The following is an 11,756-nucleotide window of genomic DNA, read 5'->3' as shown; positions in this document are numbered from 1 at the left end:
GCCTCACCCGACGCGGCGAATCACGCGAAACAGCTCTTCTCTGAACCGCTCCGGCTCGATGACCTCGCGGAGCGACGCCGCCGTCTCGGTGTCGCCGCCGCGGACTTCGCGGGGGTACGCGCCGCCGGTCAGGAGGAACTCGCCGTCGACCGGCGTCACCGCGAGGTAGGCGTCGGCGGCGAGTTCGACCCCGGCGAGTTCGACGGTCGCGGCGTAGCGAACCACGTCGGCCTCGGCTTCGCTCTCCGCGTCGCCCCGACCGTCGTCGGTTCTGTCGCCACCGCCGCCGACCCGAACCCGAAGCGTCCGCGACTCGACGCGCCGAACGTCCGAGAAGCCGCGGGCTTCGAGGCGCGATTCGAAGCCGGCGCTCGCGCGCTTGACGACCAGTTTCGTCAGCGCCTTCGACGGCGGCGTGTGCGGCCGGATTTCGAGGCGGGTGGCGAACAGGAAGCGCCACGGGCCATCGGCGGTCGCCGGGACGCGCTCGCGAATGGCGGCGTCCTCGTAGACGACGGTCCGGGCGACGACGCTGACGGGGCCGAGTTCGAACGGGCGGTCCGTCGCGTCGCTGACGCGGACCCACCCGTCGAGCGGCGGGAGCGTCGGCGGGGCGAGCGCGTCGGCCATGCCCCGCGTTACGGACGGAGGGCTGAAAAAGGCGAGTCGCTCAGTGGTCGTCTTCGCGCCACTTGTGGTCGCACTCGACGCAGGTGAAGAAACGCGTCTCGGACTCGTCGGCGGAGCGAATCTGCTTCATCTCGTAGCGCGCCACGTCGTGGCCGCACTTCGGACAGATGGTCTTCGTCGTCGGGCCGATGTCGGCGTTGTCCACGTCGGACATGTCGACGACCTCGCTGGACTCTTGGCCCTCGGTCGTGACCATGGACTTCTCCTTTTCGCTGTCGCGCGCTTTCTCGTGGCCGTTCGGACAGACCCAGACGCCGTCTTGCGGCGTCATCAGGGACCCGCAGTCGTCGCAAAACTCCATGATAGTACGTCCTACCGCTTGAAGGACTTAAGCGTCAGGATTGCGACGCGCTCGCGGGGTGAGCGCTGAAAAAAGCCGGTGTCGAACGAGCGGCTCAGGCGTCGCCGTCGGACTGCCCCGGTTCGCCGAGCGCCTCGATGGGCATCGCGTTGTTCAGTTCGTAGTACAGGTCCTTCGCGTCGGCGAACTCGGCCGTAAGGCAGTTCCCGACCAACTCGCCGAGGTCGGCGTTCCCGTCGGCCATGAGCACCGTCACACCGTCGAGGGAGGCCGCGGCGTCCCGGCGCGAGACCGGGTACGAGAGGTCTTCGAGGAGGGATTCGACGCGGCCGAGCGTGATGGTTTCTGTCACGATTATTCATTATACATGCAGCGCCTTAGCAGTTGCAGGAGCCGTGCTAGCACGGATTCGGCGGAGGGGAATCGGGGCTGAGTTACCGATTACGCCGTCGAAAAGGAGCTTCCCGCCCGTTTCCTATTCGAAGTCGGGGTCGCGCTTGTCGAGGAAGGCGTCCATCCCCTCGCGCTGGTCGTGGGTACCGAACAGGCCGCTCCAGACGCGGGCCTCGAAGTCGAGCGCGGCGTCTCGCGGCGCATCGTGGGACATGTTGATGGCGGCTTTCGCGCCCGCGAGGGCGTGCCGCGGCTTCGACGCGAGGTCCGCGGCGAGTTCCTCGACGTGCGAGTCGAGTTGGTCGTGAGCGACGACCTCGCCGACGATGCCGTACTCGTGGGCGTCGCTGGCGTCGATGCGCTCGCCGAAGAAGATGAGTCGCCGCGCGACTTCGTCGCCGACGAGCGCCGGCAGGCGGACGCTCCCGCCCCAGCCGGGCATGATGCCGAGGTCGATTTCAGTCTGGCCGAGCAGCGCGCGCTCGGAGGCGACTCGGAGGTCGCACGCCAGCGCGAACTCCATGCCGCCACCGAAGGCGTAGCCGTTGATGGCTGCGACGGTCGGCGCGGGGAACTCCTCCAAGCGCGTCGCGATGCGGTGGCCCTGCTCGGCGTACGCCTGCGCGGCGGGCGACCCGATGTCCTTCATGTAGCTGATGTCCGCGCCCGCGATGAACGCCTTCTCGCCCGCGCCGGTGAGGACGACCACCCGCGCGCCGCCGTCTTCGGCCTCGTCGAGGGCGTCTTCGAGCGCGTCGAGTGTGTCCGCGTTGAGCGCGTTCATCTGCTCGGGGCGGTCGATAGTAATGGTCGCCACGTCGCCGTCCCAGTCGAGTTGGAGGGTGTCCCAGCTCATAGTCGAGCCGACGCAAGGGACAGGGATAATAATTAACGTTTGCTGGTCGTGCTGAAGAATCCAGAACAACGTTATACCCCCTCCGTCGAATCCACCGATATGACGCTCTCCGACGAGGCGAAAGAACGCCTCGCCGACATCGTCCGGCTCCAGCCGACGAAGAACAAGGAGTTACAGAACCGCTGGGACCTCGAAAGCGGGAGCGAAGTCCACCGCTACCTCGAATCCGAGCTGAAAGACTACTACTACCGCGACGACAACAGCCTCATCCGCGCGACGGCCGAGGCCGCCGAACTCGTCGGCGTCGAACCCGGCGTCGAGGGCGACGACGAGGCCGAATCCGTACCGAGCGTCATCCGCGTTCCCTCGCTCGAAGCCCGCGTCTTCGAGGTCGTCGCCGGCCCCGACGAGCGCTCCGAGAGCGTCGTCAGCGTCCTCAACAAGCTCCGAGACGAGTTCGACATCGACCCCGACGTGGACGACGTGCGCCGGGCGCTCCAGAGTCTCCGTCGCAAGGGCGTCATCGAGGTCGTCTACCGGACCGTCCCCACGTTCCGCCTCGCCGTCGAGCGCGACGAGGTCGACGTGGAAGTCGTCTAATCGCCCGTTTCCGCGGTCGCTACGCTCGCCGCTCGAACACCAGCGCGTAGTGGTACGGCGGGATGTCGATTTCCGCCGTCACCGCGAGGTCGGTCGCGTCCTCGACTATCGCTGCAGTCTCCTCGGGACCGAGTCGCAGGTCAGTCGGGGGGCCCCGGGGCTCGCCGGCCACGGTCGTCTCCGACCGGGGGAGAGGCCGCCAGTTGACGACGACGAACCGACCGTCGTCGGCGAGGACCGACGCGACTTCCGTCAGGAACTCGTCGCGGTCGTCGACCCCGTGGAATGCGTTCGCGAACAGCGCCACGTCGACGGGGTCCGAGAGGTGCGTCGATAGCTCGCGGGCGTCGCCGCGGACCGTCACCACGTTGTCGATGCGCTGCTGGTCGGCGAGGTGTTCGAGTTCCGCGACCAGTCCGTCGTCGAGATCGACCCCGTACACCGGGGCTGGCGCGACGATTCGCGCCGCCGGTAACGCGAAGTAGCCGTTTCCACAGCCGATTTCGACGACGGTGTCGCCCGACGACAGCCCGAGTTCCCGAAGCGTCTCGCCCGGTGTCGGCCAGAGCTTTCCCCACCAGTCCCAGTCCGGCAGGCTCGTGTTCTGGAATCGTTCCATACCGGTCGGTCAGAGAGGCTCGAATTTAGGCGTTCTCACTACCGCGTTCGGCGCGGTCTCTGGCGCGTTCGCGCCGCGCCTCCAGAATCCGGCGCACGCCCTTGCCGGGGCCGCCCTCGATAGGCCAGCCCTTCATCCGCCACGACGGCGGCTCGGGCTCGAACGACGGACACGAGTGGGCGCACTCGCGCTGGCTCTGATAACAGTCTTTTGCGGCGCACCGCGGGACGAGCGCCCGGCCGCGCCGGTCGAGTTCGAAGTGCCGGCAGTCGGGTCGCATCGTGTCCACGTAGTTCCGCCAGCCGCGGTCGTAGGCGCGCTCGGCGAGGACGAGTCGCCGCCGGGCGTCGGCCGGGTCGGGCGAGAGCGAACTCGGGTGCCACAGCACCTCCGCCGAGTCGCCGTCGACGCCGAGGATGCCGACTTCGACCGGTAGGTCCTCCAACAGGGCGGGTTCGACCCGCCGATCCGTCACCTCGGTGGCGACCCAGACCTCGTCGGCGAGCGCCCGCGACACGTCGTGTTCGAGTTGGTCGGCGAGCGCGCGGGCGGCGCTGGCGTCGAGGTCAGGCTTGTTCTCGATGGCGACGACGCGCTCGACCCAGTCGGGGTACGGCGCGGTCCGCCGGTACTCGACGCGATTCCGCGAGCCGCGGCGCTTTTGGACCAGTCCGAGCCCCGCGGCGCGGTGGACCGCCGGCACGACGTGTCGCCACGGGAAGTCGGGTTCGGGGATGGCGTCTCGGTACCACGCCCACTCGGCGGGCGCGTGGCGGACGACGCGCAAGAGGTCCGAGTCGAAGCCGTCGGTCGAGAGGGCGCGCCGGGCGGCGAACGCCTTGGGGTCGACCTCCACGACGACGGTGTCCCAGCGGCGCTCTCGGGTGCCGAGCTGTCGGGCGACGAACGCGGGGCGCGGGCCGTCGGGGTGCCACGCGCGCTCGGCCCAGCGGCAGACCCGTAGCTCGAAGGCGAACTCGGGGTCGCGGTCGGCGGCGTCGCTCACGACCGGGAGTTGCGGCGGGGAGCCGAAGGCGTTTCGGTCGGGCGGCTTCTGAGTCCGGCCCGACGACGCCGCGGGTGTCGCCGCCCGCGCCCCCCGCGCTGAATCGCGGCGCTGTTGCTCGTGGGTGTCGCGTCTCGGGCGTCGGCCGAACCGACCGACGCTACTTCAGGTACTTGTGTTCGCCCTCGTTCCGCTCGGCGAGTTCGTCGAGGAACTCGTGGGCGCGCTCGAATATCTCGCGGGGGCCGTCCTGCGTGATGGTGTTGATGGCCTGCTCGTAGTCGCGCCACTGGAGGTCGCGGTGCTCCGTCGAGAGCTCCGCGGACGCCTCGAACGAGCGCGCGATAAAGAGGTGGACCGTCTTGTGAATCGTCGTACCGTTCGCCTCGAAGACGTAGCTGTAGTCCTCGCGGAAGCCATCGATGAGACGGAAATCTTGGATTCCCGCCTCCTCTTTGACCTCCCTGATTGCCGTTTGCTGAAGCTCCTCGTCCCCTTCGACCCCGCCCTTCGGGAACTCCCAGTCCCCGGGACGGCTCTTCAGGAGTAAGTACTCCCTCCGGCCGCGGGTGTCGCGGAAGAGAATGGCTCCAGCGCTAACCGCTTCGACTGCCATTACCCGAAATAAACGTGCCACCCTTTAAGAGGGTATCGGAGATTGTAGCGCGTTCGCACGGTCGTTCGTTCGGGATTCGGGTGGCGGAGGCCCGGAGTCCCCGGTTCGTGTAGATGCGCTTTTACCGTCGGAGCGTGCAACAAGGAGTAGTACCCAGCTATGGCCTTCGTCACAAAACTCACCTTTCAAAGCGGTGATAAGGCGGTCCTCGACCGAGTGGTCGACGACCTCAAGCAGTTCGTCGAGCGGAAGGGCGCGGAGTGCCGCGGCCCCCACTCCGACCAGCCGAAGCAGGTGAGCGTCCCGCAGTACCGGACGCTCCAACCCGGCGACCAGTTCTCGTCGTGGTCCTACCCCGTGTACACCCGTCGGCTCGAAATCCACGGCGCGGACCAGATCGCCCGCGAGGTCGGTCTCAAGGAGTTCCCCGACAGCGTCCACCTCGAAATCGAAGTCGAACAGAAGAAACCGCTCGGTCACCGTCGCTGACGGTAGTCACGGAGCGCGAAAGAAGACGCGGGTCTGCGCTTTTTGTCGTTTTTTCGACCGCTCAGGCGTCCGGCCCGAGGACTTCGACTACCTCGCCGGTACCGACGTGGTTGGTCGCGTCGAACGACGTGACCTCCAGCCGAACCTTGTCTTCGACGGCCGCGCCGCCGCCGTCTTCGACCCGGATGACCGAGTCGCCGATGCGGACGGTGAGACCGTCGCCGTTGCGCTCGCTGACGTAGGCCGTGATGACCTCGCCGGGTTCGAACGTCGGCGTCGCGGTGCGGAACGTCCAGCCGGCCAAGAGCTTATCGAGGCGGCTCATACGCGGCTCACCTCCTCACTCGTGCGGTCGGAGACGTACTCGCGGCCATAGCCGGTCCACGCGGCGAACAGGAACACCGCCACGAGGAACCAGCCGTGGAACACGTAGGGGAAGACCGACGCGGGGTTCACGAGCATCTCCGCCGTGAACCACGGCGTCGCCTCGCCGCCGACGAGGCCCTGCATGGCCCCGTAGCCGGCGAGTAGGCCGCCGCCCCACGGGAAGATGTAGCCGAGCGCCGAGGTGTTGGCGTCGAGGATGTTGGCGCGGCGGTAGCCGTTGATGTTGAAGCGCTTGCCGAGCGTGGCGACGTAGGGCGCGATGGCGATTTCGGCCGCCGTGTTGATGGTGACCGTCGCGTTGACGAGCGCCGTCCCGACGACCATCGTGGTCTCCGCGCGGCGGACCGTCGTGGCGACGCGGTCGATGACGAGCTCCTGAATCGCGTCGAAGCCGCCACCGGCGCGCATGACTTCCGCGCCCGCGACGAGCAGGAGCGTCAGGACGATAAGCGGGAAGAAGCCGGCCGCGCCGGAGTAGACGCTCCCGCCGACGCCGACCTGTCCCGCGGGGACGGTCTCGACGACGGCCCCGAGGAGGGGAAGCGCCTCGACCGCCTGCGTGAGACCGTTCTGCGGCGCGCTGAACAGGAGCATGCTCCCGGCCGAAACGTCCACCAAGTTCGCCGCGCCGAGCGTGAGGTTAAACGCCGCCGCGAGGAGCAGTCCCCACGATACGGCCTCGATGATGTGTCGACCGCGGACGGCGAGCGCGATGACCACGGCGATATCGAGGAGGTGAACGAGCCCCCACGGCGACACCGACGCGGAAACCTCGCCGGCCACGTCGACGTACGGCATGCCGCTCCAGACGCCGGGGATTCCGAAGCCGGCGACGAGGTACGCCGCGATTGCGAGTGTCGCGGCGACGACGGCGTACTTCACGCGGGAGGCGACGACGCCGCCGATGTCGGCGTCCTGCGTGACCGCGGAGACGATGGTGGTGTCACTGACGGGCGCAAGGTTGTCTCCGAACACCGCGCCGGAGAGAATCGCACCGAACAGCAACACGGGGTTCGCCCCGAGGAGGAGACCCGCCGGGAAGACGAGACTCGTGAAGGCGATTGCGGTGCCGTAGCCGGTGCCGATACCGGTCGCCAACAGTGCCGCGAGCAGGAACGTCACGGCCGGGAACAGCCCCGGACCGACGTTCAAGACCGTGGCTGCCCAGACGAGGCCGTCGACGAAGCCGCCGACCTGGATGGTCTCGGCGAACATGCCCGCCCAGAGCCACGCGACGACCGCCGTCGCGGCGACCCGGCGGGTCATGCCGGCGAAGATGACGTCCGCGTAGTCCTTCCAATCTCCCCGGACGAACAGTAGTCCCACGATAAGTCCTGTCAGCATCCCCGCGACGAGGCCGGTCGTATCGCCGATACCGAGGATACCACTCTGGAAAATCGCCCACGCGATGAACAGGGCGATGGGCAGAGCGCTCACGAGGCGCCCGCCACGGAAACTGAGCTCGATGTCCGGTTCTTCTGGCATCGTTTGTCAGAGATTGACTGTGATATATAATAGGCACGAATTTCCTCCAACTATTTCTTCCAAACTTGAGTTTCTCGGCCACAAATCGTCGGGAGCGTTTATCATCGCCGGGAGAAAAGAGTCCAGACATGAGCAACCGAGCGACGATAGATGACCTCGTCTCGCTTCGCCGCGACCTGCACCGCCACCCCGAACCCGCATGGCGCGAGTTCTACACCACCGCCCGCCTCGTCGACGAACTGGAGACGCGCGACCTCGACGCGCTCTACGTCGGCCCGGAGATACTCGACGCCGACGAGCGCATGGCCGTCCCCGACGACGCCGAACTCGACGCGTGGTTCGAACGGGCCCGCGAGGCCGGCGCGCGCGAGGACGTCCTCGACCGCCTCACAGGCGGCTACACCGGCGCGGTCGCGGTCGTCGAACGCGGCGAAGGCCCGACCGTCGGGCTCCGCGTCGACATCGACGCGCTCCCCATCACCGAGTCCGAGGACGGCGACCACCTCCCGGCCGCCGAGGGCTTCCGCTCCGAGAACGAGGGCTTCATGCACGCCTGCGGCCACGACGCCCACGCGACAATCGGTATCGGCGTCCTCGACGCCGTCCTCGACTCCGACTTCGAGGGGACGTTCAAGGTGTTCTTCCAGCCGAGCGAGGAGCAGGTCGCCGGCGGGAAGGCCGTCGCCGAGGGCGGCCACCTCGACGACGTGGACTACCTGCTCGCGGTCCACGTCGGCCTCGACCACCCGACCGGCGAGGTCGTCTGCGGCGTCGGCGGCTTCCTCGCGGTGTCGCACTTCCGCGCCGAGTTCACCGGCGCCCCGGCCCACGCGGGCGCGAAACCCGAGGAGGGAAAGAACGCGAACCTCGCGGCCGCGACCGCCACGCAGAACCTCTACGGTATCTCCCGGCACTCCGATGGACCCACCCGCGTCAACGTCGGCCTGATGGGCGGCGGCACGGCCACGAACATCGTCGCCGAAGAGGCGTTCATCGAAGGCGAGGTGCGCGGCGCGACGACGGAACTCATGGAGTACATGGAAGACCGCGCCCACACCGTCATCGAGTCGGCCGCCGCGATGAACGACTGCGAGGTCGAAATCGGGGTCGAGGGGAAGGCCCCGAGCGCCCGGAGCGACGACGCGCTCGCGGCCATCGTCGGCGGCGTGAGCGAGGGAGTCGAAGGCGTCACCTCGATTCTCGAAAGCGACGACCTCGGCGGCAGCGAGGACGCGACCTACCTCATGCAGTACGTCCAGGACCGCGGCGGCCTCGCGGCCTACGTCGGCGTCGGCACCGACCACCCCGGCGGCCACCACACCCGGACGTTCGACGTGGACGAAGCGACCATCGGTATCGCCGTCGACGTACTCGCCGGCAGCGTCAAACGAATCGCGGCCGACCGACCCTGAGCCGACGAAGACGAACCTGAGACGAGCTGAGAGCGCCGTTTGAGCGTTTTTCGGCCGACTCGACTCGTCTGAGCCGACGCGCGATCGACCGGACCGTCCGCGACGAACCGCCAGCGGTTATTTGTCCCCCCCGTGCATAGCCGCCAGCGATGGGGCTCCTCGGAGGTGAATCGACCGAAGACGCAGACCTGCGTCCGGGTCTCGCAGTCGTCGGCATCGCCGTCGGCGTCGCGGTCGTCCAAGTTGCCGTCTTCCCCGACAGCCCCGAGGTTCACTGGCTCCGGTTCGCCGTGGAACTCCTCTTGGTTCCGATTCCGCTCGTCGGTGCGTTCGTCGTCGGGAGCGTCCGCGACGTGCAGACGGTCTGGCGACCGCTGTACGTCGGAACCGCGCTGGTCGCCGTCTACGCCGTCAGCGACGCGGTCGACGAGGTCGTCGTCCAGCCCGAAGCGTTCACGCTCGTCTTCGAGGACGGGACGCTCCTCGTCGGGTCGGTCGCGCTCGCGGTCGGCGCGATCCGGTGGTCGACCCACCGCGACGCCCGCGAGACGGACCTCCGCCGCCGCAACGACCGGCTCGACCAGTTCGCCTCGGTCATCACCCACGACCTCAGAAACCCGCTGAACGTCGCCCAGATGCGGCTCGAACTCGCCCGCGACGGCCACGGGACCGAGCACCTCTCGACGGTCGCCGACGCCCACGACCGGATGGAGGCGCTCATCCAAGACGTGTTACAGCTCGCCCGAGCCGGCGAGTCGGTCGGCGAGGTCGAGCGCGTCAGCCTCGCCACCGTGGCCGCGGACGCGGTGACGAACACCAGTCTCGGCGCGTCGGGCCTGACCGTCGAGGCCGACGCGGAACTGCTCGCCGACAGGGGACGGCTCACCGCCGTCTTCGAGAACCTGTTTCGGAACGCTGTGGAACACGGTTCCACAGGCAACCAGACTACGTCTGGTGACGCCGTCGAGCATGACTCGACGGGCAGTCGGATTTCATCCGACGACGCTGTAGAACGCAGTTCGACAGGCAACCAGACCGCGTCCGACCCAGCCGAGCGCGACACGGCAGGTGGTCGACCGTCGCCCGACGAGGCACCGAACCCGGGAGTCAGACGACCGGTGCCGGACGCCACCGACGGGGGAACGCCCGGCGTCAACGTCCGGGTCGGCCCGCTGGACGACGGCTTCTTCGTCGAGGACGACGGCCCCGGCATCCCGCCGGAAGAACGCGAGCGCATCTTCGAGTCGGGCTACAGCACCGACTCGCGAGGGACCGGCCTCGGCCTCGCTATCGTCTCCGGCGTCGCCGACGCGCACGGCTGGGAGGTGTCGGCGACGGACGGCGAAAACGGCGGTGCCCGGTTCGAGTTCCGAAACGTCTCGTTTGCGGCGGAGACCGAGGTCAGTACTTCGGGTCCGCGCCCGTGAGTTCGTAGATGTCGTCCATGATGCGGTCTCGCTCGACCTTCCAGCCCTCGAGGGCGCTCGGCCGACTCGGGTAGCGGCCGTAGTGGGCCAGCAGTTCGTCGGCGAGGCGCTTGATTTTGAAGAACTCGTAAATCTGGCTCCAGTGGCCGTAGCTCGACGCCGCGGTCTGCGCGAGGAGGACGGGACCGAACGAGGTCGTCCCGGAGTAGAGCGCTTCTGCGAGCTTTTCGCCGGGGATGGAGGCGATAAGGCCCATCAGGTCGTCCACGTCAACGGCGGTCGAGAGGATGTTGTACACGTCGAGGCTGGCGTAGCGGCCGCCGAAGTGGTCCATGACGCGCTGGTTGTAACGCCAGAGCATCTCCTCGCTCACGTCGCCGGCTTCGAGCGCGATTGCAGCCTGCTCGCCGGCGTACTTGCCGGCGTAGGCCGCGCCGGCGATGCCGCCGCCGGTCGTCGGGTTGACGTGGGCCGCGGCGTCGCCGACGGCCATGTACCCCGGCGCAGTCGCCGAGTCGTAGGGCCGACGGGTCGGGAGCGCGGCACCGAGCTTGTCGATGACCTCCGCGCCCTCGAACTCGGGACGCTCCCGGAGGTCTTTCTTCAGGTCGTCGACGAGCTTCATCGGCTCCTCCGTCATCTGGAAGCCGAGGCCAGCGTTGATTTCGGTCTCGGTCCGCGGGAAGTACCAGACGTAGCCCGCGGCGACCTCGGCTGGCTTGAACACGAGCGCGTCCGACCACTCGACGGGTTCGGGAACCTCGACGACCTCGCGGTACGCCGACGAGAAGTGCTGGTAGGAGACGTTCGTGTCGAAGGTGGCGTCGGAAAAGTCTACCTTGTCCTGGAGGAGCGACAGCGAGCCAGCGCCGTCGATGACGATGTCGGCGTCGTATTCGACGACCTCGCCGTCGTGTTTGCCGACGATGCCGGTGACGGTGCCGTCGTCGTCCTGTTTCACGTCTTGGACAACCGTGTCGTAGTGGAGTTCGACACCGGCCTCGTCCGCGCCTTCGATGATGAGGCGGCCGTACTCCCAGCGGTCGATGACGGCGAGTTCGCCGGGGACCGGGATATCGAGGACGGTGTCCTCCTGCGGAATCTCGAAGCGGCCGTGGTCGACCTCGGTGTTGGTGAACGCGGGCTCGATTTTCGACTTCGGAATCGCCTCGGGGAAGGCGTCAGCGCCCTTCAGGGCGTCCCCGCAGGCGATGTGTCCCGCTTCCTCCGCGGACTTCCGCTCGACGATGGTCACGTCGTAGCCCGCGTTCGCGATGGTGGCGGCGGCGTAACAGCCGGAGGTTCCCGCGCCGACGACCACCACGTCCACGGACTGGGTCCGTGGGCTCGCCGAGGACTCCTCGGCGGTGTCGTTCTCGTCTGTGGACATGGTATCACCTCCATATCGCGGGCTGAAAACTCTTTACTCCCGCACCGACCGCGCGGAGCGAGTTCGACGGGAACCGCCCCGGCCG

The 11,756-nt window shown here is 67.9% G+C and carries 14 protein-coding genes; 4 read left to right on the top strand and 10 right to left on the bottom strand.

Translation table 11 applies throughout. From position 1 onward, the window contains the following. Window positions 1-3: 3 nt before the first annotated feature. From AM590_RS08005 to AM590_RS07990, 4 genes are all read right to left on the bottom strand, one after another. Window positions 4-630 (bottom strand): DUF6517 family protein, encoded by a 627-nt coding sequence (locus AM590_RS08005; RefSeq protein ID WP_058827016.1) that lies wholly within the window; start codon window positions 628-630, stop codon window positions 4-6. A gap of 40 nt (window positions 631-670) precedes the next feature. Next, window positions 671-991 carry a transcription factor S gene (locus AM590_RS08000; RefSeq protein WP_049905217.1) on the bottom strand — a complete coding sequence of 107 codons (321 nt, stop codon included), beginning with the start codon at window positions 989-991 and terminating at the stop codon, window positions 671-673. Between the two features lie 94 nt (window positions 992-1,085). Beyond that, window positions 1,086-1,343: a hypothetical protein gene (locus AM590_RS07995; protein ID WP_058827015.1), complete on the bottom strand. Its 258-nt coding sequence runs from the start codon at window positions 1,341-1,343 to the stop codon at window positions 1,086-1,088. 123 nt (window positions 1,344-1,466) lie between these two features. Then, the gene (locus AM590_RS07990; RefSeq protein WP_058827014.1) at window positions 1,467-2,240 is read right to left on the bottom strand and encodes an enoyl-CoA hydratase/isomerase family protein; all 774 of its coding nucleotides are present in this window, start codon (window positions 2,238-2,240) and stop codon (window positions 1,467-1,469) included. A 99-nt stretch (window positions 2,241-2,339) separates the two neighbouring features. Between AM590_RS07990 and AM590_RS07985 the strand changes: the two genes are divergently transcribed. After that, window positions 2,340-2,840: a DUF5797 family protein gene (locus AM590_RS07985; RefSeq protein WP_058567442.1), complete on the top strand. Its 501-nt coding sequence runs from the start codon at window positions 2,340-2,342 to the stop codon at window positions 2,838-2,840. Between the two features lie 19 nt (window positions 2,841-2,859). On the opposite strand, the gene AM590_RS07980 is transcribed toward AM590_RS07985, so the two are convergent. The 3 genes from AM590_RS07980 to AM590_RS07970 all read right to left on the bottom strand — a co-directional run bounded on the left by AM590_RS07980 (window position 2,860) and on the right by AM590_RS07970 (window position 5,081). After that, a complete protein-coding gene (locus AM590_RS07980) occupies window positions 2,860-3,459 on the bottom strand; it encodes a class I SAM-dependent methyltransferase (protein WP_058827013.1) in 600 nt (199 codons plus the stop codon). A 25-nt stretch (window positions 3,460-3,484) separates the two neighbouring features. Then, the gene (locus AM590_RS07975; protein ID WP_058827012.1) at window positions 3,485-4,465 is read right to left on the bottom strand and encodes a DUF5787 family protein; all 981 of its coding nucleotides are present in this window, start codon (window positions 4,463-4,465) and stop codon (window positions 3,485-3,487) included. Window positions 4,466-4,625: 160 nt separating this feature from the next. Beyond that, entirely contained in the window at window positions 4,626-5,081 is a 456-nt protein-coding gene (locus AM590_RS07970) for a bis(5'-nucleosyl)-tetraphosphatase (protein ID WP_004977131.1), read from the bottom strand. Window positions 5,082-5,240: 159 nt separating this feature from the next. Here AM590_RS07970 and AM590_RS07965 point away from each other — a divergent pair, with 159 nt between their 5' ends. Next, window positions 5,241-5,570: an uS10/mL48 family ribosomal protein gene (locus AM590_RS07965; RefSeq protein WP_004977130.1), complete on the top strand. Its 330-nt coding sequence runs from the start codon at window positions 5,241-5,243 to the stop codon at window positions 5,568-5,570. A gap of 61 nt (window positions 5,571-5,631) precedes the next feature. Here the strand turns inward: AM590_RS07965 and AM590_RS07960 are convergent, their stop codons facing one another. Both AM590_RS07960 and AM590_RS07955 read right to left on the bottom strand, forming a co-directional pair. Beyond that, the gene (locus tag AM590_RS07960) at window positions 5,632-5,895 is read right to left on the bottom strand and encodes a hypothetical protein (protein ID WP_058827011.1); all 264 of its coding nucleotides are present in this window, start codon (window positions 5,893-5,895) and stop codon (window positions 5,632-5,634) included. Further along, window positions 5,892-7,442: a Na+/H+ antiporter NhaC family protein gene (locus AM590_RS07955; RefSeq protein WP_058827010.1), complete on the bottom strand. Its 1,551-nt coding sequence runs from the start codon at window positions 7,440-7,442 to the stop codon at window positions 5,892-5,894. Before AM590_RS07955 ends, AM590_RS07960 begins: the two co-directional genes overlap by 4 nt. Window positions 7,443-7,570: 128 nt before the next feature. Between AM590_RS07955 and AM590_RS07950 the strand changes: the two genes are divergently transcribed. Together AM590_RS07950 and AM590_RS07945 are read left to right on the top strand one after the other, a co-directional pair. Then, the gene (locus AM590_RS07950) at window positions 7,571-8,854 is read left to right on the top strand and encodes an amidohydrolase (RefSeq protein ID WP_058827009.1); all 1,284 of its coding nucleotides are present in this window, start codon (window positions 7,571-7,573) and stop codon (window positions 8,852-8,854) included. Window positions 8,855-9,003: 149 nt separating this feature from the next. Further along, window positions 9,004-10,281, top strand: coding sequence for a HAMP domain-containing sensor histidine kinase (locus AM590_RS07945; RefSeq protein WP_058827008.1), 1,278 nt, complete (start codon window positions 9,004-9,006; stop codon window positions 10,279-10,281). Here AM590_RS07945 and AM590_RS07940 read toward each other — a convergent pair. Further along, window positions 10,256-11,671 carry a geranylgeranyl reductase family protein gene (locus tag AM590_RS07940; RefSeq protein WP_058827007.1) on the bottom strand — a complete coding sequence of 472 codons (1,416 nt, stop codon included), beginning with the start codon at window positions 11,669-11,671 and terminating at the stop codon, window positions 10,256-10,258. The genes AM590_RS07945 and AM590_RS07940 overlap by 26 nt on opposite strands. Window positions 11,672-11,756: the final 85 nt, after the last annotated feature.

Origin of the sequence: Haloferax sp. Q22, assembly GCF_001482285.1 — an archaeon.
Lineage (GTDB): Archaea > Halobacteriota > Halobacteria > Halobacteriales > Haloferacaceae > Haloferax.
The sequence above is the reverse complement of the archived record's forward strand: the minus strand, read 5'-3'. Positions and strand labels throughout refer to the sequence as shown.

Coding starts and splice junctions, on each gene's coding strand:
- AM590_RS08005 (WP_058827016.1), bottom strand. CDS start 630: ATGGCCGACGCGCTCGCCCCGCCGACGCTCCCGCCGCTCGACGGGTGG.
- AM590_RS08000 (WP_049905217.1), bottom strand. CDS start 991: ATGGAGTTTTGCGACGACTGCGGGTCCCTGATGACGCCGCAAGACGGC.
- AM590_RS07990 (WP_058827014.1), bottom strand. CDS start 2,240: ATGAGCTGGGACACCCTCCAACTCGACTGGGACGGCGACGTGGCGACC.
- AM590_RS07985 (WP_058567442.1), top strand. CDS start 2,340: ATGACGCTCTCCGACGAGGCGAAAGAACGCCTCGCCGACATCGTCCGG.
- AM590_RS07980 (WP_058827013.1), bottom strand. CDS start 3,459: ATGGAACGATTCCAGAACACGAGCCTGCCGGACTGGGACTGGTGGGGA.
- AM590_RS07970 (WP_004977131.1), bottom strand. CDS start 5,081: ATGGCAGTCGAAGCGGTTAGCGCTGGAGCCATTCTCTTCCGCGACACC.
- AM590_RS07965 (WP_004977130.1), top strand. CDS start 5,241: ATGGCCTTCGTCACAAAACTCACCTTTCAAAGCGGTGATAAGGCGGTC.
- AM590_RS07960 (WP_058827011.1), bottom strand. CDS start 5,895: ATGAGCCGCCTCGATAAGCTCTTGGCCGGCTGGACGTTCCGCACCGCG.
- AM590_RS07955 (WP_058827010.1), bottom strand. CDS start 7,442: ATGCCAGAAGAACCGGACATCGAGCTCAGTTTCCGTGGCGGGCGCCTC.
- AM590_RS07950 (WP_058827009.1), top strand. CDS start 7,571: ATGAGCAACCGAGCGACGATAGATGACCTCGTCTCGCTTCGCCGCGAC.
- AM590_RS07945 (WP_058827008.1), top strand. CDS start 9,004: ATGGGGCTCCTCGGAGGTGAATCGACCGAAGACGCAGACCTGCGTCCG.
- AM590_RS07940 (WP_058827007.1), bottom strand. CDS start 11,671: ATGTCCACAGACGAGAACGACACCGCCGAGGAGTCCTCGGCGAGCCCA.